The sequence below is a fragment of the Pontibacter deserti genome (assembly GCF_023630255.1).
Lineage (GTDB): Bacteria > Bacteroidota > Bacteroidia > Cytophagales > Hymenobacteraceae > Pontibacter > Pontibacter deserti.
This window is the reverse complement of sequence record NZ_JALPRS010000001.1, coordinates 1379805-1405535: the sequence shown is the minus strand read 5'-3', so window position 1 is coordinate 1405535 and position 25731 is coordinate 1379805. Positions and strand designations below refer to the sequence as shown.

At 44.1% G+C, this 25731-nt stretch carries 19 protein-coding genes; 10 read left to right on the top strand and 9 right to left on the bottom strand.

What is annotated here, in order from left to right:
- Positions 1 to 65 precede the first annotated feature (65 nt).
- Positions 66 to 269, top strand: coding sequence for a fructose-6-phosphate aldolase (locus tag MJ612_RS06060; RefSeq protein WP_162345577.1), 204 nt, complete (start codon positions 66 to 68; stop codon positions 267 to 269).
- A gap of 6 nt (positions 270 to 275) precedes the next feature.
- Positions 276 to 989, top strand: coding sequence for a cell division ATP-binding protein FtsE (locus tag MJ612_RS06055; protein WP_187030428.1), 714 nt, complete (start codon positions 276 to 278; stop codon positions 987 to 989).
- Between the two features lie 65 nt (positions 990 to 1054).
- Here the strand turns inward: MJ612_RS06055 and MJ612_RS06050 are convergent, their stop codons facing one another.
- The 8 genes from MJ612_RS06050 to pseB form a co-directional block, all read right to left on the bottom strand.
- Complete coding sequence (locus tag MJ612_RS06050) at positions 1055 to 2539, bottom strand: lipopolysaccharide biosynthesis protein (protein ID WP_187030425.1); 1485 nt, start codon at positions 2537 to 2539, stop codon at positions 1055 to 1057.
- A 64-nt stretch (positions 2540 to 2603) separates the two neighbouring features.
- Positions 2604 to 5219, bottom strand: coding sequence for a LamG-like jellyroll fold domain-containing protein (locus MJ612_RS06045; protein WP_187030423.1), 2616 nt, complete (start codon positions 5217 to 5219; stop codon positions 2604 to 2606).
- A gap of 53 nt (positions 5220 to 5272) precedes the next feature.
- Entirely contained in the window at positions 5273 to 6547 is a 1275-nt protein-coding gene (locus tag MJ612_RS06040; RefSeq protein ID WP_187030421.1) for a glycosyltransferase family protein, read from the bottom strand.
- A gap of 3 nt (positions 6548 to 6550) precedes the next feature.
- Complete coding sequence (gene pseI / locus MJ612_RS06035) at positions 6551 to 7594, bottom strand: pseudaminic acid synthase (RefSeq protein WP_187030418.1); 1044 nt, start codon at positions 7592 to 7594, stop codon at positions 6551 to 6553.
- A 21-nt stretch (positions 7595 to 7615) separates the two neighbouring features.
- A complete protein-coding gene (gene pseG, locus MJ612_RS06030; protein WP_250419070.1) occupies positions 7616 to 9091 on the bottom strand; it encodes a UDP-2,4-diacetamido-2,4,6-trideoxy-beta-L-altropyranose hydrolase in 1476 nt (491 codons plus the stop codon).
- Positions 9084 to 9776, bottom strand: coding sequence for a pseudaminic acid cytidylyltransferase (gene pseF / locus MJ612_RS06025; protein ID WP_187030416.1), 693 nt, complete (start codon positions 9774 to 9776; stop codon positions 9084 to 9086). The genes pseG and pseF overlap by 8 nt, the downstream gene beginning before the upstream one ends.
- Entirely contained in the window at positions 9773 to 10978 is a 1206-nt protein-coding gene (gene pseC / locus MJ612_RS06020) for a UDP-4-amino-4,6-dideoxy-N-acetyl-beta-L-altrosamine transaminase (RefSeq protein ID WP_187030414.1), read from the bottom strand. The genes pseF and pseC overlap by 4 nt, the downstream gene beginning before the upstream one ends.
- A 43-nt stretch (positions 10979 to 11021) precedes the next feature.
- A complete protein-coding gene (gene pseB, locus MJ612_RS06015; RefSeq protein WP_187030412.1) occupies positions 11022 to 12041 on the bottom strand; it encodes a UDP-N-acetylglucosamine 4,6-dehydratase (inverting) in 1020 nt (339 codons plus the stop codon).
- Between the two features lie 188 nt (positions 12042 to 12229).
- Here pseB and MJ612_RS06010 point away from each other — a divergent pair, with 188 nt between their 5' ends.
- Positions 12230 to 13321 (top strand): glycosyltransferase family 61 protein, encoded by a 1092-nt coding sequence (locus tag MJ612_RS06010; protein ID WP_187030409.1) that lies wholly within the window; start codon positions 12230 to 12232, stop codon positions 13319 to 13321.
- 611 nt (positions 13322 to 13932) lie between these two features.
- Here MJ612_RS06010 and topA read toward each other — a convergent pair.
- Positions 13933 to 16374 (bottom strand): type I DNA topoisomerase, encoded by a 2442-nt coding sequence (topA, locus tag MJ612_RS06005; RefSeq protein WP_187030407.1) that lies wholly within the window; start codon positions 16372 to 16374, stop codon positions 13933 to 13935.
- A 168-nt stretch (positions 16375 to 16542) separates the two neighbouring features.
- On the opposite strand from topA, the gene MJ612_RS06000 reads away from it, so the two are divergent.
- The 7 genes from MJ612_RS06000 (at position 16543) to MJ612_RS05970 (ending at position 25727) form a co-directional block, all read left to right on the top strand.
- Positions 16543 to 17037, top strand: a complete 495-nt coding sequence (locus MJ612_RS06000; RefSeq protein ID WP_187030405.1) for a SixA phosphatase family protein — start codon at positions 16543 to 16545, stop codon at positions 17035 to 17037.
- 86 nt (positions 17038 to 17123) lie between these two features.
- The gene (locus MJ612_RS05995; protein ID WP_187030403.1) at positions 17124 to 17870 is read left to right on the top strand and encodes a ParA family protein; all 747 of its coding nucleotides are present in this window, start codon (positions 17124 to 17126) and stop codon (positions 17868 to 17870) included.
- A 140-nt stretch (positions 17871 to 18010) separates the two neighbouring features.
- Positions 18011 to 21970, top strand: a complete 3960-nt coding sequence (locus tag MJ612_RS05990) for a HAMP domain-containing protein (protein WP_187030401.1) — start codon at positions 18011 to 18013, stop codon at positions 21968 to 21970.
- Between the two features lie 7 nt (positions 21971 to 21977).
- Positions 21978 to 22544, top strand: a complete 567-nt coding sequence (locus MJ612_RS05985; protein WP_187030399.1) for a chemotaxis protein CheW — start codon at positions 21978 to 21980, stop codon at positions 22542 to 22544.
- Between the two features lie 22 nt (positions 22545 to 22566).
- On the top strand, positions 22567 to 22932 hold the full coding sequence (locus tag MJ612_RS05980) for a response regulator (RefSeq protein ID WP_187030397.1): 366 nt from the start codon (positions 22567 to 22569) through the stop codon (positions 22930 to 22932).
- A 33-nt stretch (positions 22933 to 22965) separates the two neighbouring features.
- Positions 22966 to 24078, top strand: coding sequence for a chemotaxis protein CheB (locus MJ612_RS05975; protein WP_187030395.1), 1113 nt, complete (start codon positions 22966 to 22968; stop codon positions 24076 to 24078).
- Complete coding sequence (locus MJ612_RS05970; RefSeq protein WP_187030393.1) at positions 24075 to 25727, top strand: chemotaxis protein CheA; 1653 nt, start codon at positions 24075 to 24077, stop codon at positions 25725 to 25727. The genes MJ612_RS05975 and MJ612_RS05970 overlap by 4 nt, the downstream gene beginning before the upstream one ends.
- Positions 25728 to 25731 lie beyond the last annotated feature (4 nt).

Sequence of the window (25731 nt, the reverse complement as noted above, 5' to 3'; positions counted from 1 at the left end):
GAATGAGTGATAAGATTTGCTGCTTATTTTTAATTCGTAATTCATAATTCTTAATTCCCCAAAAAATGTACATTATCAAAGTTAAAGGCAAGGCCAAGATTCCGGATTACATACAGTTACGTGATAGTAATTTTGTACTGATTGCCTATTTCCGTGCAGACAGACCTTTGAAAAACCTGGACCGCTATGGACTGGAAGGTAAGGAAGATGCGCTGGCCGCTTTGATAGAGTCGTTAGAATTTGGTAAACTGCAGAAATTAGAGATTTAAGTACCCATGAGTTTTTCTTCTTCACCCGTAGTATCTTTGCGCGATGTAGCTGTTTATCAGGACAGTAATACCATTCTAAGTGGTGTATCTTTTGATATTGAGAAAGGGGAGTTTGTGTACCTGGTAGGGCGCACAGGCAGCGGTAAAAGCTCTTTACTTAAAACTTTGTATGCCGACTTACCTTTGCTTACGGGTTCGGCTTCTGTCTCTGATTTTACATTGAGCAAATTATCCCGCTCAAAAATTCCTTTCCTGCGTCGCCGTATTGGTATTATTTTCCAGGATTTCCAGTTATTATTTGACCGTACTGTAGCTGAAAACCTATCTTTTGTGTTGCGTGCTACCGGCTGGAAGGATAAAAGCAAAATAAAGCAACGTATTTCGGAAGTGCTGATGCGAGTTGGACTGGATGCAACTGCCAACAAAATGCCGCATCAACTTTCTGGCGGTGAGCAGCAGCGTATAGTGGTAGCCCGAGCTTTGTTGAACGAGCCGGTTATACTTATTGCTGATGAGCCAACCGGTAACTTAGATCCAATTGTAGCTGATGGAATTATGCAGCTCTTCCTGGAAATTAACAACAGTGGTACAGCCGTGCTTATGGCTACACACAACTACGAGATCATCAACCGTTATCCTAAACGCGTGCTGAAATGCGAGAGCGGCAAAGTGCTGGATTCCAATAAAGAGACTTTTGCGTTTACAACCGTCACTTATTAAGTTGCTTCCCTTTTCTATAAACTACAGCCAGGCTATACTTTAGAATTTCCAGCTTAGCTGTTGGTTTATATACCAGTATAGGTTTTTACGATCTTACGTACCCATACATTCATTTCCGGGTATACATTAAAGCCTAAGGCCAACGAGCCATAAACTATAGTTATTGCTACCGAACGAACAGCTATATCAAGGTACACATTTCCGAGGTAAGGTATAAGGTAAGAAACACCCAGTGCGATAAGAGCTATGATAGTTATTCCCAGCGAACTCCAGGCAAACGGCTGCATCTTATAAGCCCACAACACAAAGAACATCCGAAGCAGGTTTATAAATATCAATGATAGCATGGTGGCAAATGCAGCACCATTCATACCATAAAGCGGGATAAATATAGAGTTGGTCCAGATAGTTAGTGCAGCCAGTACAATATTGAACAGCAGGTCCCAGCGGTATTTGTCGGAAGTAGCAAGTATAATCCCGTTTATACCTGTTGCCAGATCTACCAGCCGGGCTATCGCCAGAAACAACACTACATATTTACCGGCGCTATAAGTCTCAGGCATAAAAGAGAACAGGTTATCCAGGTTGGCCCAGATCCCAATGAACAGTAATAGTCCAATGATCAGGTTAATGAGCGTGATCTGTTTATAAAACTTAGCCAGACCAGGCATATTCTTATCCTTCCAGAACTCAGCAACCTGCGGAAATGCAATCTTGAAAATAGCCAGTGCAGGGGTAACTATAGCGCTGGTAATATAAAAGGATGTCGTATAAATTCCGTTATCAGCCAGGCTTACAGCACTTATCATGACCTGGTCAACAGACTTTATGATGGTAACAGAAATGTTGCCCATAAACGTGAACAGCCCGAAGTAAAGCATCTCTTTGATCGGAACTATACTTGCGGCAACAGCAAAAGAGGGTTTAATATGTAGCTGTTTCAGCCACAAAGTATAAGCAATCAAAACTAGGGCAATAGCAGAGTTTGCGGCTACATACAGTATCACAAACATCCTGAAGTCCATCCACCCGAACGTATAAACTATAAGCAGCACCAGTATCAGCAACCTCGAAAGGAAGTCTTTTACAAAGGAGGAAACTATAGTTTTGAAAAGCGACCGCAGATAAGCTGTAAAAAGGTTGAACAGCAGCGTGAAGAACGCCAGCGGAATAATGTAGTAATAGTAATCCAGCAGCAGCTCTGAGTTCTCGGAGTAGTAGTTAGCTACGGCAGGTTTAAAAAGCAGGAACAACACCGTAATAAGCGCAAAGCCAAACATGGGCACCGACAGCAGTACAAACAGAAAGCCGTGGTGCTGCTTTTCTTTGTTGCGGAAGTAAGGGAAATACCGCACGCTCATGTTCACGAACCCGAGCGCCGCAAACTGTGCAAACATTTCTGCTATAGTCAGCAGTAAGCGGGTAAGGCCAACCTGTTCTTCATTAAGAATATTTGGGAAGAGAATGAGCACGTTCACGTACCCGATCGAGATGCCGGCGTACGAGATGATGGTGTTCCAGATACCTTCGCGCTGTAATTGTCTACTCATTGGCTAAAGTCAGGGAGCAAAGGTACAGGTTTTGGCTTATTAACTATAAAAGTATAGTATAGGTCTATTTTATAATCTCAACCCAGCCTTTATAGTCTTTATTTGTTTGCCGGCTCTTTAGATGGTAATAGTAGATACCTGCATTCGCACCATCAGCATCCCACATATTATCATATCCCGTACGTTTGTATATGCTTTTGCCCCACCGGTTGAAGATTTCTATTTCTATGTTGTCAATGTTGATACCCTGCAGCACAAATGTATCGTTTTTACCATCCCTGTTTGGAGTAATGATGTTTGGTATAATAGGGCATTCGTCGGCAGATACCTTTATTTTGCGTACATAATCGCAGCCGCCTATTGTAATCGTCACTTCCAGATCTGCAGGCGCTGTAACAGATATACTTGCTGTCGTTTTACCATTATTCCATAGATAAGTAGCAGCATTTGCAGTTGTAGCATCAATGGTTACATATTCGCCATAACAGGTGTTAACTTCAGCAGGAAGAGTAAAGTCAGGTTCAGATTTAACAGTTATATTTATTTCGTCACGGTAAGTACAGCCGCCTTTACTGGTTATTTCTACCCAATAAGCTCCTGATTCTGAGACTTCGATAGATGATGTAGTCTCTCCCGTATTCCAACGGTATGAACCCATATTAATAGGTGCATTAAGATTTACTTTTTCTCCTGCACAAATAGTTTTGTCATCTCCTAAACTAAACACTGGTTTTGAAATTTTTGCAACCTGCACCTGGCTGGTTAAAGTGCAGCCATTTACTATAGTCTGTGCACTGTAAGTTCCTCCGTCAGCTACTGTTATACTTGGCGTAGTGGCTCCATTACTCCAAAGAATATTCCCAATGTCTGGTACACTAAGCGTAGTTGTTGTGCCTTCGCAAAAAGTTAAAGCACCACTAATTGTAAATGTTTGCTGAGCTTTGTATGTAACAGAAGTATTAAGTCTTACTTTACACCCATTCAGTGTTACATCAACCCAATAATTTCCGGGTACAGATACAGGTATAGCTGCCGTTGTTGCACCGGTTGACCAACTATATTGGGCCAATGGAACTGTTGCGTCTAGCGTTACACTTTCACCCGGGCATATCTCATGGTTAGTTGGTAAGCTAACAACCGGTTTGGGATTAACCTTAATATTTATCTCGTCAGTTGTAGTGCATCCTGTTGTATTTGTTACCTGGACCCAATAGGTTCCCTCTGTTGAGGTATATATACTGCGAGTGGTAGCGCCTGTGCTCCATTTATATGTAAATGCTCCTGCAGTTGCTTCCAACACAGCTGTTTCACCTTCACAAATTGTTCTATCAGGACCTAAATTTACAATGGGAGGATTTACAGCATTAACAGAAATTGTTCCAACAGAAGTACAGCCATTTTCAGTAACAGTCACTGAATAGGTACCACCTGTAGTTATAGAAATGCTTTTTGTTACTTCACCCGTACTCCATAGTACTGTTCCGTTTGTATTAACGGAAAGGGTACCATTTGAACCCGAACAAAAGTCGCCTGAGCTTTGTATGGTTATACTTCCTGAGATATATGTTGTTAAAGCAACTTCATTTTGTGAAGCAGTTGAATTGAAGAATGGAAAAGAAGGAGATTGTGCGCTGGCAATTTTAGCCCAACTGGTTATTGTATTATTATCTCGCTTAAAGATGTTTCTGTTACATTCGGCATTGACCTGGTAAGCTGTTACTTTATAGCCAGAGCTCGCATTACCAACCTTAAATACTCCAAAATAATCGTTAACCTGAGCGGGATAGTCTATGCCAGTATTAGAAGCAGGTGGCGATTCAACAGAGTAAATGTGCATTCCCTTTAGAGTTGGGTCTGTTGAAGTCACCGCAATTCTGTTTCCTCCTGTGCTTGCCAAATCGAATTGTTGCCCGGACCATAAAGCTGGATATAAGTATGTACTCTTATCGCCAATTGGTGCGCCAGAAATAACCCATGCTGATGCGGGAATCATATTCCGGAAAGTACCGCTGATTTTGGTTGGGCTTAAGTCTTGTATGGTACTACCATTGCCTTCATCAAATTTTAAATATACAACAAGGTCGCTACTTGATAAATTTGCAGTTTGACACATGCCTGCTCGTATTTCTTCAACCGATTTACCCTTCTTCCATATTTTCAATTCGTCCACTTGTCCATTGAAGAAATCTCTGTTCACCATATAATAATTGCCAACGGTAAAAGGGGCATTACTTCTAAGATCAACAAAAGCATAACCAGTAACTGATTGATTTTCTAATATTCCATCAATATAAATTGACCAGGTTCCATTTTTGCAAACTCCAGCTAAGTGATGCCATTGATTATCATTTATTATTTTTGGAGAATAACCAGAGATTCTGTACTCCCCAGATCCATCTCTGCCAGAGAAAGCTGCCTGTCCTTGGTTCATTACCAGCTGGTAACCGTGCTCAGCATCCCGATCGTACTTCGCAGTCACTAATTGTAGTTTTGTTGCAGTAGTTTTAACCCAAGCTTCTACAGTAACTTCATTTGTTATGCCTCGATTATTTGTATCAAAGAATAAATAATCATCATATCCATCAAACTGAAGTGCGTTTCTGGAACCTTGTGCTTGGCTTGTTTTAGTTGAAAAGATCAAAAAAAGTAAAGTAACGGAGAGAAGTATAAGTGTTTTCAAATAGGTAGGTGTTGTTAGTTATTACTATAAATTAAAAATAGTAATTATATTATTTAAGCTAAGAACTCTTTTATAAATTTTACCGCTAATTCACCGCTTTTCCCATCATATTCAGTGCCTACTGTAGCATTGTAATACATGGCACGCTGGTATACCTCCGGCTTTTCGTGCATATGTTGTTGTAGAAGTTCTTTCAGACCTTCATAGTCAAGGCAAGCATCTACAAGACCAAACTTAATAAATCCATAATAGTCTTTTAAGTTTTCTTCTGAATTCATGTTGTAGAAGATGGACCAGACATTTAGTAGTACTGCCTCCAGGTGAATCCCGGAATTGCCACTGATCTGAACATCAATCTGGCGCAGGTAATCAAATGTTGCTACCTTTTTACCATCAGAGATGCTGATGTTCGGATTGATACTTGCTATACTTTTAAAGTTGCGGGTGTCGCGCGGGTGGGGGCGAAGTATAAAATTGATCTGTGGAAAATCAGCAGAAAGCTGGCGCAGTAGGCTCTCAATTTCAGCAACACTATCCATCAAATTGCACCCAATACCTATAGTTCTTATTTCTAGGTTTTTATTTCTGAAGGAAACATAGGCATCTGCTTTGGGCATACCTACCAATTCTACACGTCCTTCCACTGGGCCACAATGTTTATACTTATCCAATGAGTCTTGTCCTTCAAGTAAGTTTAGGTCGAACTGTAGAGGCGGAAAAATAGGACTGACACTGGCATGCTGGATATAAGCTGTTTTTATACCTGCGGCTCTGGCGGCAAGCAGCATGGCGCGGGCATCGGCGTTGTGATCATTTGCAAAAATGATGGCTGCGGGCTTATACTTTCTTAGTTTGTGCAGGTATACTTCATAAAACCCGACAGCATCAAACAAGATGTCATAAAACCGGAGGGTGCTGCCTTTTTTATACTTCAGGAATTCCAGGTATAAGGGCAGAAACTTATAGTAGTACAGAACCTTACTACGTAGCGAAATACGTTGGACAGCTTTATTATACTTACCTATTTCCTTGCTCTGGCCTGCTACAAAAACTGCATCTGGTAAGCCATCTTTTACAAACTGCAGACTGTCGTAGTTATTCTGGCTAACCACATACAGCCATACTTTGCTGTTTAGTGTGTCGCCTTTCTCAACAGACTTAAACAGATTACCCAGCAGCCTGACTAAACTATAGCCAAGTACTTTCAGGAAGCGGGTGAGTGGTTTAGTAGGAGATACGGCATTTTTAGCACTCTCCGGGAGATTAAGGAACCCTTCTGAAAAGTGCAGGTGCAGGATGTTACTGTACAGGTCGTACCACTTTTTCATGGGTTATACCATGTCCCAGGTAAGGGGCGTGCCGGCTTTAATGTTGGTGGCAGCAGGTTTTCCTAACAGCTCATCGTAATGTTTCGGCGCCAAACCTAAACCCGGGCGAATAACCCGGATGTTGTCTTTGGTAAAGGCTTCGCCGGCAGCAATGTCTTTGGCTGCATATACCGAGCGTTTGAACAGGCGGCTTTTTTCTTCTGCTTTCTGCACTCCATACTGCACGTGGCCCAGCGCCTGCCATGCCCTTTCTGATTCTACCACCAGCATTTTCAGTTCTTCCGGCTCAAGCGAGAAAGCAGAATCTACACCGCCATCGGCACGGCGCAGCGTAAAATGTTTTTCGATAACGGTTGCGCCTAAGGCAACAGCTGCTACGGCTGCACCAACCCCCATGGTGTGGTCTGATAAGCCCACCTGCACATCATAAAGCTCGCGCATATGGGGTATGGTCAGCAGGTTGGTATTTTCAGGGGTAGAAGGGTAGGTGGAGGTACACTTTAAAAGTATAAGCTCCTGGCAACCGGCATCTCGCAACACCTGCACAGCTTCGGCTACCTCCTGCACGGTGGCGGCTCCGGTGCTCATAATTACTGGTTTATCAGTTGCAGCAACCTTTCGCAGCAGCGGGTGGTCTGTGTTCTCAAAAGAGGCAATTTTATAAACAGGTGCACCCAGTTCTTCCAGAAAATCAACTGCTGTTTCATCAAAGGGCGAAGAAAAAGCGATCATGCCTCGTTCTTTGGCACGTTCAAAAATAGGCTTGTGCCATTCCCAGGGTGTATAGGCTTCTTTGTACAGGTCGTAAAGTTCGCGACCTTTCCATAAAGAGTTTTCATCCTCAATAATAAAAGCTCCCGGCAGGGTCATGGTGTCGGCGGTGTAGGTCTGTAGTTTTATAGCATCTGCACCTGCATCCGCTGCAGCATCAACTATAGCCAGCGCCCGCTCCAGCGACTGGTTATGGTTACCCGACATCTCTGCAATAATAAAAGGTTTGTGACCTGCACCAACCATACGGCCGGCAATATTTATTTCGTTGATCATGATCTTCTAAAATTATATTTACTACGCCAGTTCCAGTACAAACCGGTGTGCCTGCGGGTGCTGCTTATCTGGGGTTCCGTAGGTAAATCCGGCTTTCTCAAATGCTCTTACAGATGCTGTGTTATCCTGCTGCACAAGCCCTTCAATAACCTTCACTTCCGGCGCTTCAGACTTTAACTTTGAAATACCTTTTTGAAGCACCGTATGTCCTAACCCTTTGCCCCGGTAATCTTTGCTGATCAGGTAGCTTATTGTTGCAGTTGCATCTTTAATGTCAAACCTGATTTGTGCGGCAGGAGTGCCAGCTACTTCTGCAATATAAAATATACAGGCAGTATCTTCAAGCTTAGCTGTAAACCAGCGAGTGTGGTTTTCTAGTAAGATCGGCTCCGGGTTAAACGACCGTTGGCGTACTTCCGGATCGTTGTTCCACTCAAACACCAGTTGCAGGTCGGCTATAGTTGCTTTCCGAAGTATAAGGCTCGCACTTAAATCTAATTGCTTAAATATTGCACGTAAACGGGTATCACTTTGCCCATCAAAGAACTGCCTTTGTATCGCTACCTGCTCTTTTAACTGTTCTGTAACATTTGTGGTTAAATCTGCTGAACTATAAGGCTTTGCAACTCCAGTTTCAGTCAAAAAGCTGTAAAGATCAGCCTGGTTGTCGGCTGTCTGAAGTATAAATAATGCACCACCTACTGCGGCATATTCGTATGCCACTCCACTTGCAGAGGTAACTGCCACTGCGCATTGCTGCATTAGCTGGCACATCTGTTTGGCATCCAGGTTCTGGTGCAGGTTATAGTCTGGCTTATCGTGCAACCAGTGTTGTAATGAGTCCAGATGTTTGTATGCGCTGCCAACTACTATTTCTATAGTTACTGAATTATGTAAATCAGCAAATTCCTGCGCCAGCTTCAACGTATAGTTCTCGGGGTCAGCGCCGCCTAGGTTTAGCAGTAGGTGTAGCTTGCCTTCAGGTATAGCTCTGTTTTGTTTGGATGCCTCTAAGAAAGTCGGACGCAGCAAGGCATATTGCGGACCTAGTAACAATCTGGTGTAAGAAGTAACTTTATACTTTGCTGCATCTACACCACCAGCCTGGTTCAGCACAACATCTGCTACAAACGAGTAGGAGTGAATGTCATCTATGCAAACCAGTTGTGCATCTCTTGATTTTATTGTTTCCTGGTAAGCAGTCCCAAAGTTATACCCATCCAGCACCACGATTTCTTCTTCTGAGATATATGCTACCAACTCGTAGTTAAAACGCTCTTCTGACGGCTCACAAACAGGTAAAGAAATGATGCCATGACAAGTCTCCAGTATCTGTGCTTTCAGCGCTTCATCTGGCTCCTGAATGGCAAACACGCATTCAAACGCATCGTGCAGCATATTTGCCAGCGCCAGCGACCGCACCACATGGCCCAACCCAATGCGGCTGTTACCATCTGCACGGAAAATGATGCGACGTTTAGGATTGGTGCTATGCAAGACGGTGGATGAGTTTATACTTTAGTTCTGCTAGTTTCCAGTCGGTTTCGTTGTCGACGTCCTGTACCTCCAGTTCTTCCAGTTCTACGGCTCCGGAGTTATCAGTAAATAGCTTTTGTGAGCTTAAGAACCTGTCTGTTCTAAACCAGTAGAACTGTCCGGCATCATGGTAAGCAGCAGGCAGATCCTGCGAGCGGCTGTTAAGGTGCTCCGGCCAATTAAGTGCTACTTTACCGGCTTCCATTTTCAGGCTTCTCCAGATCGGGTAGCTATACTTTAGAACCGGAAAAACAGTGTCAAAGTTTTGTGTTTGCAGTTGCTGATACCCTTCTGATAGCGCTGAAAGCTTAATCAAGGGTGCCGTAGGATAGATGCAGCAACCAACATCAAATTGTGTACCCTGAGCAGCATAATTCTGCAGCACTTCCGTAATTACGGCTGCTGTGGTAGCATAATCGTCAGCGTTGTCTGAGCTTCGCATGAATGGTACTGTAGCACCATATTGCTTTGCAACAGCGGCTATTTCGGGATCATCCGTAGATACCATCACTTCATCGAACAAGCCAGATTCCAGCGCGGCTTGTATAGAGTAGGCGATAATTGGTTTACCCAAAAAACATTTTATATTTTTTCTGGGTATTCGTTTGCTGCCTCCCCGGGCTGGAATAATGGCAATGGATTTCATACCACAAACTCCTTCACTTTCTCAATAACAAATTCCTGCTCTTCGGCTGTCAGGCTTGGGTACATCGGCAGGCTCAGGCACGCGCTATAGTAGCCTTCTGCTTCCGGGAAATTACCTTTTTTGTAGCCAAGATTCCTGTAGTAGGGCATGGTATGCGCCGGAATATAATGTACCTGTGCAAAGATGTTATGCTGTCGCAGGAAGTCGTATAAGCCTTTGCGGTCAGCTACTTTAATTACATATAGGTGATAAGCGTGGCCGGTGTCACCGTTCTCAGAGATAGCCTCCCCAGAAGTCCCCAGTACTTCTATACCTGCTACATCAGCAAAAGCTTCGTCGTATACTTTGGCAATGCCTTTGCGTCGGGCAAGGCCGGCATCGGCGCGCTGCAGTTGCGTAATGCCCAGTGCACAAAGCATATCCGGAATTCTATAGTTGTAGCCCAGTTCCTGCATTTCCATGTACCAGCCACCGTGGTTCTCTTCCATCATTTGCGGGTCGCGGGTAATGCCGTGAGTTCTTAGTTTCAGCAGTTCCTGGTATAGTTCGTCGCTGTTGGTTGTGATCATACCGCCTTCGCCCGTTGCAATGTGTTTTACCGGATGGAAAGAGAAAATAGCTAGGTCTGCATAGTTACCGTTCCCGCACGACTGCTTTTCGCCGTTGCTGTCGGTAAAATAACCACCAGGGGCATGGCAGGCATCTTCTATGATCCAAACTCCATACTCATCAGCTAGTTTCCTGAATTCTTCCAGGTTTACTGGGTTTCCTGCGAAATCTACAGGTATAATGCCGGTATAGTAACCTTTAGGTTTGCTGGCCAGCATCACACGTACCTTGTTTATATCCAGCAGGGCAGTTTCAGGGTCGATGTCAGCAAACTCAACGGTGCCGCCACAATAACGAACGCAGTTAGCCGAAGCAACAAAAGTAATTGGCGTGGTTATAACTCTGGATTTCTCATTTACACCTAACGCCAATGTACATAAATGCAACGCAGCTGTACCGTTGCTAACAGCAACAGCATACTTAGCGCCTACATAGTTGGCAAAAGCCTGTTCAAACTCCGCCACTTTTGGCCCTTGTGTCAGGAAATCAGATTGCAGCGTTTCTATCACCGCATCAATATCTTCCTGCGTAATGTGCTGCCGACCGTAGGGAATAGGCTTGCTATTAGTTCTGAGTTCTGAGTGCTGAGTCACGAGTCTGAAATCTTGTATCTTAATACTTGTGTCTGTTGTCTTACTAAACCGTAAAATTCGGGTCTACGTGCTGGCGGATCTGGTCGCGCAGTTGCTCTGCTGATAGCCATTCATCGTTGGTTCCCGAGTTATACTTAAAGCCAAGCGGTACCATTTTACCATTAAATTCCTTCAGGAAAGATTCAGTTGTCCAGGTTGGCGTAGATGGAAGTATAACGTAATATTTGTCCAGCTCCACGGTGTTCAGCGAGTCAGTTTCGGTGATCATCTCTTCGTGCAGTTTCTCTCCCGGACGAATACCAACGATCTCCTGTTTACAATCCGGCCCTATCGCTTTGGCCAGTTCCGTGATCACATAAGATGGTATTTTGGGTACGAAAATCTCGCCACCCCAGTGTTTTTCCAGCGCATGAAACACCATTTCCACGCCTTCTTCCAACGAGATGTTGAACCTGGTCATGTCCTGGTGGGTGATAGGCAGCACACCTTCTTCGCGTTTCTTCAAAAAGAAAGGCACCACCGAGCCACGGGAGCCGATTACGTTACCATAGCGCACCACCGAAAACTTGATGTCGCGTTTGCCTTTCATGTTGTTGGCTGCTACAAAAAGTTTATCAGAACATAGTTTGGTAGCGCCGTACAGGTTTATCGGGGCAGCTGCTTTATCCGTAGACAGCGCAACCACATCTTTCACGCCACTATCCAAAGCTGCATTTATGATATTTTCTGCGCCTAACACGTTGGTTTTGATGCACTCCATCGGGTTATACTCGGCCGCAGGTACCTGCTTCATGGCAGCGGCATGCACTATAATGTCGATTCCTTCGCAGGCGCGCTTGAAACGCTCTCCATCGCGTACATCGCCAATAAAATAGCGAATAGCGTTATACTTGCTGTGCGGAAAAGTCTGCGACATTTCGAACTGTTTCAGCTCGTCGCGGGAGTAGATTACAAGGCGCTTCACATCCGGAAACCGTGCAAACACCATTTCCACAAATTTTTTACCAAACGAGCCCGTACCGCCCGTTACCAATATAGACTTATGATTCAGGTCTAAAGCCATGCTTTAAATTTATGCTTTTATGGGTGTGGCAAACTACAGCCAATATTTTGCTGCAAGTTAAATATTTAATCTTTGATTGTTGAATTGCTATATGGTTAAATTGTTGAACTGCTACAAATGAAACCAGACGCCACCACTTTCAAACTTTTTAACTTTAAGTTGTATCTTTCGGGCTATACTTTTGCTCTATGCTGAAAAAGGCACTCTTCCGGATACTTCATACTGCCAGTTATTATTTCCGCTATACTTCGGTGCTGCATCATGCTTCTAAAAAAGTGGTGGCGCCAACCCAGGTTTTATACTTTGATGAGCAGGAACAAGCCTTTCTGGAGCAATCGGCGTCAAGTTTTAACTATAGCCTGGATTACACCTTAGGGTACCGGATTAAACCTCAGTTTATAGTTAACCTTCGGGATGTGATGTTCTTAGGTAATTCAGGGGCTGTTGTGCAGGATGGAAAAGTGGTGGTGGAATCAGTGTTTGATGTGAGCCGCTTATCTAAATCCAGTGCCTACAAAACACCTGCATTAATGCTACCAAAGTCTAGGAAAGGGCTGTATACTTCTATTTTGCATCTGCCATGGGCAGCAAACAATAATTACCACTGGTTTTTCGATTGCCTGCCACGTTTATACTTTCTGCTGCAACAGGTTCAGGAGCCGATCAATATCATCATGCGCCGTGAACTGCCTGCTTATCAGCGCGAAACACTTGAATTTATACTTCGTGAGCACCCAAATGTAAAGGTGGTCTACATTAGCAAGCACGAGAAATGGCAGGTAGAGCAGTTTATACTTCCTTCGTTCCTATCTAATCCACAGAGCGGGTATCTGCCTTTGCCGGTAAGCCAGTGGTTAAGAACGAAAATTTGGGAAGGGTATAAGATACAACCAGCGCAAGTTAAAAGGAGAGTCTACATCAGCAGGAGCAGGGCCAAAACACGCCGACTGCTGAATGAGCAGGACTTGTTGCCGCTGCTTGCCAGGTATAATTTTGAAGTTGTTTGGGCAGAGGAGTTAAGTTACCGGGAGCAGGTAAATTTATTTTATAACTCTGAAGCCGTGATAGCCCCACACGGTGCCGGCCTTACAAACCTACTTTTTTCAGAGGATAGTAAAGTTCTTGAGTTCCACCCAGCCAATTTGGTTAAGACGCATTATTTCTTGTTGTGTAAAGGGATAAGGTTTGAATATGCAAGTATAGTAGGAACAACCGGTGATACGTCAGAAAATTATAGTGTTAATGTACAGCAGGTGGAAGAGTGGCTGGAAAAGATATAGTTTTATAGCTGCTGTGGTCTAACCACCCCCAACCCCTCCTTGTCTAAGGCGGGAAGTTTTTACCTCACCCAAAATTCACAAGCTATTGCTTCATAGCTACAGCATTTACACCCCTATAATCCCCTAGAGGGGATAGTTTCTGCTATTGCTATAGTTAGAAGTATAGTTTTATAGTTACAGCCTGTGAGCGGACAGGTCGCGACCTGTCCCTACGGAATTATTACCACGATAAAGCTATACAACTATAGCATTTCAAATCAACTATAGCATCAGCTATCGAAAGATCACAGTCTTTGTGTTGAGCGCCTTTGATTTGTTGCGGTGCCGAAGGCAGCCGTAGCAGAGCGGAGGCAGCTTCAAATCAGCAGCGCGATGCCCAAAGACGAGGCCTCCCGGCCGTGAGGGCACCAAAGTCAACTATAGAACTGTAGGTTAGTAAAGCTCCCAGGATAACAGGCGATTTGAAAGTATAGCCTGGTCTGAATAAGTATAAACCTTAACTATAGGACATATAAGATCCCTCGGCTGCGCTTGGGATAACAGGTAAAACTATAAAACAAAAGGGCAACAAGTATAAACTTGCTGCCCTTTTACATATTTAAATATAAAAGTTACTTTGCTTTGGATTTAGCAGTCGCTTTAGGCTTTGCTGCTGCTTTTGTCTTAGTTGCAGCTTTCTTTGCCGGAGCCTTTTTAGTAGCTGGCTTTTTTTCTGCAGTTGCTGTTTCTGTCTTTTTCTTAAATCCGCCTTTGCCTTTTTTCTCCGGCGTAGCCTCAGCAAGATCCAGGCATTCCTGTAGTGTCAGATCTTTAGGCTCTTTGCCTTTCGGAATCTTCACGTTCTTTTTACCTACCACAATGTAAGGTCCGTAGCGGCCGTTCAGCACCTGCACATCCGGATTCTCATCAAACGATTTGATCAGTTTTTCAGCTTCGGCTTTACGTTTCTGTTCAATCAGTTCAATGGCTTCTTCAGGAGTAACATACAGCGGATCCATTCCTTTTGGCAGTGAGTAAAATTTGCTGTTGTGGCTGATGTAAGGACCAAATCGGCCAATAGCGGCTTTCATTTCTTTGTCTTCATACACTCCAACCACACGTGGCAGTTTAAACAGTTCCAGTGCATCTTCCAGGGTTATACTTTCCAGGAACTGGCCTTTGCGTAAACTGGCATAAACAGGTTTTTCCCCACTTTCCGGATCTTCTTCGCCTAACTGCACATAAGGGCCAAAACGGCCAAGTTTAGCTATTAACTTCTTGCCGGTATTCGGGTCCGTGCCTAGTTCTCTGGCACCGGACACAGCTGCACGATCTATATTTTCACTCGACTCGATACGTTCATGGAATTTACCATAGAACTTATCCAGCATTGATTTCCATTCTTCATGGCCCTGCGCAATTTCGTCAAATTCAGCTTCCACTTTGGCTGTAAATGAGTAGTCAATCACACTCGGGAAATGCTCCACCAGGAAGTCATTCACCACCATAGCCATATCCGTCGGGAAAAGCTTGGCCTTTTCCGCACCGGTCATCTCGGTTTTGGTTTGAGAACTGATCTGATCTTTCTGTAAAGTCAGCACGCGGTAAGGTCTTTCTTTTCCTTCACGGCTGTCTTTCTCTACATAACCTCTTTTCTGAATGGTAGATATAGTTGGTGCGTAAGTTGACGGACGGCCTATACCCATTTCCTCCAGTTTCTTCACAAGGCTGGCTTCGGTATAGCGGGCTGCAGGACGGCTGTAACGCTGTGTAGCCAGCATCTGGCGCAGGTCTATAGTCTGACCAATAGAAAGCGGAGGCAGCATGCCTTTTACGTCATCGTCAGCACCTTCATCATCATCTTTTGATTCGATGTATACTTTAAGGAAGCCCTCAAACTTGATCACCTCTCCTGTAGCAACCAGTTTTTCTGGTTGCGTAGAAATGCCTATAGTTGCTGTTGTCTTCTCAATTTCAGCATCTGCCATTTGCGATGCAATAGCACGCTTCCAGATAAGTTCGTACAGGCGTTGTTCGTTGCGGTCGTTGCTCACGTTCATCTGAGAGAAATCAGTTGGACGGATGGCTTCGTGTGCTTCCTGAGCTCCTGATGACTTTGTTTTGAACCGGCGGGTTTTTACAAACTTCTCTCCAAAAGAATTCTGTATTGCGCTGGATGCTCCCTGAATAGCTTCCTCAGACAGATTCACAGAGTCGGTACGCATATAGGAAATCTTACCAGACTCATACAGCTTCTGTGCAACCGACATGGTTTGGGCCACTGAGAAGTATAGTTTACGGCTGGCTTCCTGCTGCAACGTAGATGTTGTGAACGGTGGAGCCGGGCTACGCTTCAGCGGCTTTTTCTCCAGGTTCTCTATCGTATAAGCTGCTCCAATGCACTTTTCTAAAAAGGCCTGAGCTTCTTCTTCCGTTTTATACTTGGTAGGTAGTTCAGCTTCCAGTGTTTTACCCTGTACATCAAAAGATGCCGTAATTCTGAAAGATGCTTCAGCTTTAAATTTCTCTATCTCACGTTCGCGCTCTACCACTAAACGCACTGCTACAGACTGTACACGACCAGCTGACAAACCGGTTTTAATCTTTTTCCAGAGTACCGGAGACAGTTCAAAACCTACCAGGCGGTCAAGTATACGGCGTGCCTGCTGTGCGTTTACCAGGTCCATGTCTATACTTCTCGGGGAACTGATCGCGTTAAGTATCGCATTTTTTGTGATTTCCCTGAAAACGATGCGACGGGTTTTAGCATCATTCAGGTTTAGGGCCTCTGTCAGGTGCCACGATATAGCTTCTCCTTCGCGGTCATCATCGGATGCGAGCCATACAGTTTCTGCTTCTTTTGCCAGTTTACGGAGTTGCGCCACCACATCTTTCTTATCGCTGCTGATAACGTAGGTTGGCTTAAACCCATTTTCTATATCGATAGCATTGTTGTCTTTAGGCAGGTCGCGCACGTGGCCGAAACTCGACTTAACTACGAAATCCTTCCCTAAATACCCTTCGATCGTTTTGGCCTTTGCAGGCGACTCAACTATGACTAAATTTTTTATCATCCTCTATTTTTAAAACCTTTCAGGCTCTATTTTGCCCAAAGTTCATATTTTTTTTCTTACAAATACAACCTCTACCATATAACATAGGTTTAATAGTGCTTAAATTACCCTGCTATAGCAAACAGTTTTATACCTTTTAGCAACTATACGGCTATATCTGCAAAACTTATGCAACGACATTTACTGATCTGCCGCCACGCAGAAACTTTTGATCCTTATCCGCTGCAGCCAGATTTTGAGCGGGAGCTTACTCCTGAAGGTATACGGCAGGCTCACGAATTGGGCAAATGGATTAGAGAATACTACCAGAAAGCAGATGCTATTTTGGCCAGCCCCGCAAAGCGCGCCAGCGACACTGCCCGTATTGTAGCCAGTCGTTTATACTTTGAGCAGGACAATATTACCTACGATCCGGAAATTTATAACCCTAAAGAAGCACAGCTGCTTAAAAGTATAAGCCAGTTGCCTGCACATGTAAAAAAAATTGTACTTGTATCTCATAACCCTGCACTTACACAACTACTCAGAAATCTGGTAAACAGGAGTTTACCCTACCTGGTGCCTGCGCAGGTAGCTGCTGTTGCACTTGATCTGGAGCAATGGCAGGATATCTATGTAAGAACAGGTGAACTGGAAAAGATGAACCTGCAACAAAGTGTTTAAATACAATCTTTTTGTCTTAGGTTGTTTTTATACTTAGTTTAGTGGCTGCAGTTAAATAACTGACCTTACATCAACGCAACTATAAAATGGCAACAACCACAGTAGCCGTCATCAATCAGAAAGGCGGTACAGGTAAAACCACCACCACAATAAATTTAGGGAGTGCTTTAAGTAAATTAGGCAAACGTGTTTTATTATTAGATTTAGATCCGCAAGGGAATCTATCTTACTCGCTTGCTGTTACAGAACCTAAGGCAACTTTAGCTGATGCATTCCTGGGTAATACCAGTTTGCAGGATGTGCTGGTTGAAAAAGATGGTCTTTGGATCGCGCCTGGTTCTAACGAACTGGTAGATATTGAGATATCGCTTGTGTCGCAACCGGAACGCGAGAAGTTTCTGCAAACGATGCTGAAAGATCTGAAAGGGTTTGACTACATACTTATAGATTGTCCGCCTTCTTTATCAGTGCTAACACTTAATGCACTAACTGCTTCCGACGAAGTTCTGATCCCACTACAAATGGAAGTGCTCACTTTACAGGGGCTCGATCAGATACTGAATACAGTAGAAAAAATAAAAAAAGCGTTCAATCCGAAACTTAAAATAAAAGGTATCGTAGTGGTGATGTTTGATGTGCGCAGAAAGCTGAGTCAGGAAGTATTAGAATATCTGCAGCAGAACGTAAAGGAGCATATTTTTAAACAAAGCATACGCCTTAATGTTAAACTTGCCGAAGCACCTTCGTTTGGGCGAAGTATAATGGAATATGATGCTGCATCGAAAGGTGCAAAAGATTATATGGCTCTTGCGGAGGAATTTATTACAAGGTAAATACTATCATTTACCAAATTTGAACAAACCATTAAATTTGATTAATTTGCGTTGCATAAATTGCTCTTTTTATAAGGGAGTAAGAAAAGGAGATTTTGGCCTTTTCAGTACAATTCAAAAAGCAATTCAACTAAACACATATGGCCTTAGGTAAAAACTTGAAGTTGAGCAAAGACAAGCTCATCAGTGATGTGGAAGGCAGTACAGCTAAAACTCCTGTTCCTAAAGAAGGGAACGGTAACAAAAAAGCTACTTCTACAGCAATAGCTGATGCTCCGGGCGCAACTATAGCAGTTGATGGAGCGCCGGCTGAAAAACCTGCCACTCCAACCAAAAAACCTATCAATGGTTCTAACGGTGGAGACATCAGAATCACTGATGAAAAATTGCTGCAGAGCCCTGACTATATTAACGAACAGCTTTATAAGGTACTATACGCGCTGGATGCCTTTAAAAAAGGTGATATCTCAGTTCGACTTACCAAACAGAATAACGACATTTTTGCCGAGATAGCAGAAGCTTACAACTCGATGGTGGAAATGATCGGTGGTGTGGGTGGCGAGGTGTCACGTATCTCGAAAGTAGCCGGTGTGGAGGGTAACCTGAAAGCCCGTGCTTCTGCTGAGAACGCTTCCGGTTTCTGGAAGGACATGATCAACAACATCAACGGTCTTGTGGATTCGATTGCGGTACCGGTACTAGAAGTAGGTAAAGTACTTAAAAACATCTCGCGCGGTAACCTGGATGAAACATTCCAGATCCCGGTATCAGGTGACTTTAAGGTGATGGCCGAAACTATAAACCGTACCATCGATAACCTGAACCTGTTCGCCGGTGAGGTAACCCGTGTGGCACTTGAAGTGGGTACAGAAGGTAAACTAGGAGGCCAGGCTTCGGTACCAAACGTAGCCGGTGTATGGAAAGACCTTACCGATAATGTGAATACCATGGCTGCCAACCTGACCTTGCAGGTACGAGATATCTCGAACGTGGCAACTGCCGTGGCAAAAGGTAACCTTGCTCAGAAAATTTCGGTGGATGTTCGCGGTGAATTTGCCCAGCTGAAGGACAACATGAACCAGATGGTGGACTCACTGAACATCTTCGCAGACGAGGTAACCCGTGTGGCACGTGAAGTGGGTACAGAAGGTAAACTGGGCGGACAAGCCAAAGTGCCTAATGTAGGTGGTGTATGGAAAGAACTGACTGATAACGTGAACACAATGGCCAGCAACCTGACTTCTCAGGTGCGTGACATTGCCAACGTATCTACAGCGGTTGCAAAAGGCGACTTAACTCAGAAGATCACGGTAAACGTGAAAGGTGAGATGGCCGACCTGAAAGAGAACATCAACCAGATGGTGGATTCCCTGAACATTTTCGCTGGTGAGGTAACTCGTGTGGCGAGAGAAGTAGGTACAGAAGGAAAACTGGGTGGCCAGGCAAATGTGCCGAAAGTAGAAGGAACCTGGAAGGAGCTTACAGAGAATGTAAACCTGATGGCTTCTAACTTAACACTTCAGGTACGAGATATCGCCAACGTAGCAACCGCGGTTGCGAAAGGTGACTTAACTCAGAAAGTTTCTGTGGATGTGAAAGGTGAGCTGGGTGACCTGAAGGATATATTGAATGAAATGGTGGACCGACTGAATGTGTTTGGCGCGGAAGTATCGCGTGTGGCACGTGAGGTAGGCACTGAAGGTATACTGGGTGGCCAAGCAAATGTACCGAACGTTGGTGGTGTATGGAAAGACCTTACCGACAACGTAAACTACATGGCTTCAAACCTTACAAGCCAGGTGCGTGACATTGCAAATGTTGCGACTGCGGTGGCAAAAGGTGACCTGAGCCAGAAGATCACAGTTAATGTAAAAGGCGAGCTTGCTGACCTGAAAGGTAACCTTAACCAGATGGTGGACTCGCTGAACATCTTCGCAGATGAGGTAACCCGCGTGGCTCGTGAAGTGGGTACGGAAGGTAAACTAGGCGGACAGGCTATAGTACCTAACGTGGCTGGTGTTTGGAAAGACTTAACTGACCATGTGAACACCATGGCTGCCAACCTTACCCAGCAGGTGCGTGACATTGCCAACGTATCTACAGCGGTTGCGAAAGGTGACTTAACTCAAAAAATTACGGTGGATGTAAAAGGGGAGATGCTCTTACTTAAAGAGAACATCAACCAGATGGTAGATTCCCTGAACATATTTGCCGGTGAGGTAACCCGTGTAGCGCTTGAAGTAGGTACAGAAGGTAAACTGGGTGGTCAGGCAGTAGTGCCAAACGTAGGCGGAACCTGGAAAGAACTGACAGATAACGTAAATGCGATGGCCGGTAACCTTACTGTTCAGTTACGTGACGTATCTAAAGTGGCAACTGCTATTGCAAGTGGCGACTTAACTCAGAAAATCACGGTGGATGTGCGTGGAGAGATCCTGCAGATCAAAGACGTGATCAATATAATGGTGGATCAGCTTGGTTCATTTGCCAGTGAGGTAACTCGTGTGGCACGTGAAGTAGGTACAGAAGGTAAACTAGGAGGCCAGGCGAGAGTTATTGGTGTTGCCGGTACCTGGAAAGATCTTACCGACAATGTGAATACCATGGCTTCTAACCTTACAACACAGGTACGAGGCATCGTAAAAGTAGTAACAGCAGTATCAAAAGGTGACCTAACCCAGAAATTAAGCTTAGAAGCCCGTGGTGAAGTTGCAGAACTAGCTGAAACAATCAATACCATGGTGGTTGACCTGAACAGACTAGCCGGTGAGGTATCTCGTGTGGCAAGAGTTGCGGGTGTGGAAGGTAAACTTACTGAGCGTGCAACTGTACTTGGTGTGGGTGGCAGCTGGAAAGAGCTTGTTGATACACTAAATGACCTGTTAGAATCAATCGTAACGCCGGTACTGGAAGTATCTCGTGTAGTACGTGCGATCTCTGAAGGTGATTTGACTCAGAAAGCTGAGATACAGACTGCCGGTGATATCCAGGATATGGCGAATGCGCTTAACCTGGCGGTTGATAACCTGAATGCGTTACTAGGTGAAATCAACGACTCATCTTTAGTAGTAGGTTCTTCTTCTGAAGAAATGGCTACCAAAGGTCTGGACATGAACAAAGTGACACTGGATGTGGCCTTAGCAATGCAGCAAATGGCAGAAGGTGCACAGAACCAAGCGTTAAAAACAGACCAGGCCTTTAAACTGATCGAAGAGATCATGAAAGGTACTAAAGAGACTGCCAACCGTGCCGAAGTAGTGAACAAAACAGCATTACTTGGTGAGGAAAGCTCTCAGATTGGTCTAAAGACAGTTGCGGAAGTGGTGAAGAACATGGAAGAGATTTCAAGCTCTGCGGCGCTTACTGCTAAAACGATTGAAGTATTAAGTACTCGTTCTCAGGAGATATCAAAGTCACTTGGTGTGATCACAGACATTGCCGCACAAACTAACCTACTTGCACTTAACGCTGCCATTGAGGCGGCCAGAGCAGGTGAAGCAGGACGTGGTTTTGCGGTGGTAGCTGAAGAGATCAGAAAGCTGGCGGAAGGTTCACGTAAGTCTGCAAGTGAGATTGCTACACTGGTAGAAGACGTGAAGAAAGATACAGCCTCTGCTGCAACAGCGATCTCGACCATGGAAGGCCGCGTATTAAAAGGAAAGAATGCAACATTTGAAGCATCCAGCGCCTTTAAAAATATTGCTGCATCAAGTGGTGAAACGCTTCGTACTGCACAGGATATCTTAACGGCTACGGAAGTTCAGAAATCATCCATCGGAGACGTAGTGAAGTATGTGGAAGAAGTGGTAGCAATTGCTGAACAGACAGCCTCTGGTACACAGCAGGTAGCAAGTACAGCCAAGCAGCTTTCAACTTCGATGCAGGAACTTACTTCATCGTCTCAGAACCTGAACGACATTGCAGCCGATCTGCAGATCAGTATCTCTGCCTTCAAGCTGATAGATGGTAACATCATCTTTAACCATAACAAACCAAAGCGTATGACTTCTATACCTGCCAATAATAATGGTTCGATGAAGCGTACTGCTGCGAGAACACAGATTACAGGCAGAAGTAACAGATTAGGTAACAGCAATTAAACCAATTATGCCGACTAAAAAAGAGAAGGCACTGGATAATGCAGTGCCTGCACAAGATGCTATTGCTGTTAACGGCAAAGAAACGGAAGAAGCAGCGAAGGTAAATGTAAATGAGCCGCTGCTGCATCTGATCGTTTTTAAGCTTGGAGCAGAATTTTATGGCATTAAAATAGAGCAGGTTAAGGAAGTTACTGTAACGCCAAGTATAACGCACATGCCCCGCACACCTGACTTTGTGAAAGGGGTAGCCAACATCCGGGGTGATATTATAGCCATCATGGATCTGGAAGAGCGTTTTGGTATACGTCCGGATAATTCAGCTACTGACAGCAATGTTACTTATACTTTAGTGATTGAAGCTAAAGATTACAGCATTGGTGTGGTAGTGAAGGAAGTACCACAGTCACTTAACTTAGCCGTTTCAAAAATTGATAAAACACCTTCTTTCCTGCAGGATATAGCCGTGCAGGAAAATTATATTGAAGGTATAGCGAAAGTAGATAACCGGTTGATTATTGTGCTGGACATGTATAAGATACTTTCCAGTGACGAAGTGAAGCAGTTATCAAACTAAGACATAAGCAACTACAGAAATTATGAAGAGAATATTAATTGTAGATGATTCTTTCTACATGCGCACCATGTTAAAGAACATGCTGACGGACGCAGGCTACGAAATTGTAGGCGAAGCACCAAACGGACAAACAGCCCTGGAACTGGCAAAGGAAACAAAACCTGATCTGGTTACACTGGATGTTATTTTGCCGGATAATACTGGTCTGGATGTACTGAAAGGCATAAAAGCTGATCAGCCGGACATGAAAGTTGTTATAGTTAGTGCCGTAGGTCAGGAAGTGATCGTGAATGAAGCGCTGGAATATGGTGCTCTTTCTTACATTGTGAAGCCGTTCTCTGAAGAAAAAGTTTTAGAAGTAGTTAGCCAGGCACTGAAAGAAGAATAAATTCTTTTAGCTGCTTAGGTCCTTTTACAATTTATGCTGCATTCAGCAAAAGAGATTAGAGTATTGATTGCAGCCCAGTCGAGTCATACCCGGCTGGTGCTGGAGTCGACCCTGAATGAGGAGAAAGATATTTTTGTTGCTGGTTTTGCAAAAGACGGTGACGAATTACTTAAAACTCTGAAGGAAAATGAGCCGCACGTAGTACTTGTTAACTGTGATCTGCCTCAGAATAAAAGTTTTTTTACTTTGAAGCGCATTTTCAGTGAAGCACCTACACCAATTGTTTTGCTTGTAAAACGTGAGCAGCTAACACTGGAATTTGTACAGGAAGTAACAGCACTAGGCGTTTATGCCATTGTACTGAAACCCGAACAAAAGCGTTTCCCGGATTACAGAAGTATAGCCGCTGAACTTGCTTTTAAAATCAGGGCAGTAAGGCAAACAATAAATTGGGACGTGCACCGCAGACTGGCTCAACTGAAGGATCAGGTAGAAAATTTGTCTGCCGAAACTATAACACCAAAGCCTCTGGTAGATACAGTTATAGTTATAGGTGCATCTACAGGTGGTACAAAGGCCATTGAGTTTATAGTAAAGCAGTTAGATAATGACCTGAATGCAGCTGTATTGGTAGCAGTGCATTTGCCTTCTGGTTTTACAAAGTCTTTGGCTGAGCGCTTACAAAACCATACAAGGCTAAAAGTGCGTGAAGGCAGACAAGGTGCGATACTAAAACCCAATAAATTGATAGTTGCGCCAGGCGGGCGGAACATGGAAATACAGTCAATCATCGGGAATACTGAAGGTTATAAGATCAGTTTTTCGGATGACGTTGCTGAAAATTTTGACCAGCCCTCTATTGACCTGTTGATGCAGTCGGTAGCGAACAGTAATGTGAAAAGGGTGCTTGGTGTAATATTAACCGGAATGGGAAAGGATGGTACTGCTGGTGCCACAACCATTTATAAAAGGGGCGGATTGGTTATTGCCCAGGATGAAGCTTCTTCAGATATTTTTGGAATGGCTAAGTCTGTAATAGAAAGTGGTGTAACGCAACATGTTTTGCCACTATCTGAAATACCACATTTCATAAACAGTTATGTGGCAAGTCAAAACACCGTCGGCGTTGCCGGCGACACGATATGAAATCGAGAGAACAGGAATATAAAGAAATATTTATTGCAGAGGCGCTGGAGTATTTTGATGCTCTTAACAGGCATATCAGCGATCTGGAAAAACGACCGCAGGATGATCAGATCCTGGCGGAGATATTCCGTTTACTCCATAACCTGAAAGCTAACGCAAAAGCTATCGGGTACCTGAAGATCTCCGATGTATCACACAAATTAGAGACAGCTTTCAGCCTTATCCGTAACAAAGAGCTCAGCTTCAGCGATGAAGTGGTAACTGTTTTGTTTGAAGGTATAGACTTACTGGGTGAGTTGATCCATAACATCGATAATGAGAACTATGGCGATCCTGATCCGGTACTGCTCCGTAACCTCGACATTATAGTTGACAACCTCTCGGATAGTACAATCGAGCTAGCTAAAGTTCAACGATACAACACTTCAAAAAACCTGTCTCTGTCTGAGCTGGTTTATATCCAGATTAAAAAGCTGGACCATTTGCTTAACCTGGTAGGGGAGCTGGTAATTGACCGCGACCGTATTGTATCCATCAGCCGTGAACTGGAAAATGATGAGCTTAAAAACGTAAGTTCTCACCTGAACCGAATTACGGAAGATCTGCAGTACAGCATCATGGATGCGCGCCTGGTAAGTATAGGCTCACTTTTCAATAAATTCCCAAGAATTGTTCGTGATATTGCCACAGCCGAGAATAAGACTGTTGATCTAACTCTAGCTGGCCACGATATTCAAATCGACAGGAATATACTTCAGATCATCACAGACTCGTTGTTACATCTGGTTCGTAACGCCATTACCCATGGTATAGAAAAACCAGAGAACCGAATTAAAAAGAATAAGCCACGCCAGGGAAATTTATCTCTGATAGCTCGTAACGACCGTGAAAACGTAATTATTCAGCTAACAGATGATGGAAAAGGTATAGACCTGCTACAGGTACGCAAAGCCATTGTAGACAGACATATGTTACCGGCCAGTACTGTAGAGCACCTTTCAGATACTGAAGCACTTTCTTATTTGTTTGAACCTGGTTTCTCGTTAGCTAAAGAAGTAACCGAATTTTCTGGCAGAGGGGTTGGTCTCGATGTAGTAAAAAATGCGGTAGATTCTATTGGCGGCAGAATCAGGATAGAATCTGTAAAGGGAAAAGGTACCACCTTTACACTTCAGCTACCAACTTCGATAGCGGTAAAAGGTGCTCTTCTTTTTGAAGTAGACAAAATATTTTATGCGATTCCGCTTATACATACCGAACAGGTGGTGGCCCTGGAAGTAGATGAACTGCACGAAGTAGGTGGTGTATTGGTAGCGGATATTTTAGGTGAGACAATAACAGTTGTTTACCTGCATGAGCTCCTGAACGTAAATGAGCAGGACATGAACCTGGGTGACAAGACCCGGTTAAACGGCATGGTGCAGAATATTATTATTGTATCTTACAACAACAGGAAACTTGGTTTAATTGTAGATAAACTATACAGGCAGCAGGACATAGTGGTTAAACCACTGAGCAAGCCCCTAGATGCTGTTGATTTGTATGGCGGTGTAACATTACTTGGTTCTGGTAAAGTTTGCCTGGTGCTGGATGTGCCTGCGGTAACGCGGTACTTTGTGAGCAGAAGGCAGGTATTAGCTGGAGAGTAAAAAT

Bases quoted from the DNA above. Each gene is read 5' to 3' on its own strand.
- MJ612_RS06060 (WP_162345577.1), top strand. From the start codon at position 66: ATGTACATTATCAAAGTTAAAGGCAAGGCCAAGATTCCGGATTACATA.
- MJ612_RS06055 (WP_187030428.1), top strand. From the start codon at position 276: ATGAGTTTTTCTTCTTCACCCGTAGTATCTTTGCGCGATGTAGCTGTT.
- MJ612_RS06050 (WP_187030425.1), bottom strand. From the start codon at position 2,539: ATGAGTAGACAATTACAGCGCGAAGGTATCTGGAACACCATCATCTCG.
- MJ612_RS06040 (WP_187030421.1), bottom strand. From the start codon at position 6,547: ATGAAAAAGTGGTACGACCTGTACAGTAACATCCTGCACCTGCACTTT.
- pseI (WP_187030418.1), bottom strand. From the start codon at position 7,594: ATGATCAACGAAATAAATATTGCCGGCCGTATGGTTGGTGCAGGTCAC.
- pseF (WP_187030416.1), bottom strand. From the start codon at position 9,776: ATGAAATCCATTGCCATTATTCCAGCCCGGGGAGGCAGCAAACGAATA.
- pseB (WP_187030412.1), bottom strand. From the start codon at position 12,041: ATGGCTTTAGACCTGAATCATAAGTCTATATTGGTAACGGGCGGTACG.
- MJ612_RS06010 (WP_187030409.1), top strand. From the start codon at position 12,230: ATGCTGAAAAAGGCACTCTTCCGGATACTTCATACTGCCAGTTATTAT.
- topA (WP_187030407.1), bottom strand. From the start codon at position 16,374: ATGATAAAAAATTTAGTCATAGTTGAGTCGCCTGCAAAGGCCAAAACG.
- MJ612_RS06000 (WP_187030405.1), top strand. From the start codon at position 16,543: ATGCAACGACATTTACTGATCTGCCGCCACGCAGAAACTTTTGATCCT.
- MJ612_RS05995 (WP_187030403.1), top strand. From the start codon at position 17,124: ATGGCAACAACCACAGTAGCCGTCATCAATCAGAAAGGCGGTACAGGT.
- MJ612_RS05990 (WP_187030401.1), top strand. From the start codon at position 18,011: ATGGCCTTAGGTAAAAACTTGAAGTTGAGCAAAGACAAGCTCATCAGT.
- MJ612_RS05985 (WP_187030399.1), top strand. From the start codon at position 21,978: ATGCCGACTAAAAAAGAGAAGGCACTGGATAATGCAGTGCCTGCACAA.
- MJ612_RS05980 (WP_187030397.1), top strand. From the start codon at position 22,567: ATGAAGAGAATATTAATTGTAGATGATTCTTTCTACATGCGCACCATG.
- MJ612_RS05975 (WP_187030395.1), top strand. From the start codon at position 22,966: ATGCTGCATTCAGCAAAAGAGATTAGAGTATTGATTGCAGCCCAGTCG.
- MJ612_RS05970 (WP_187030393.1), top strand. From the start codon at position 24,075: ATGAAATCGAGAGAACAGGAATATAAAGAAATATTTATTGCAGAGGCG.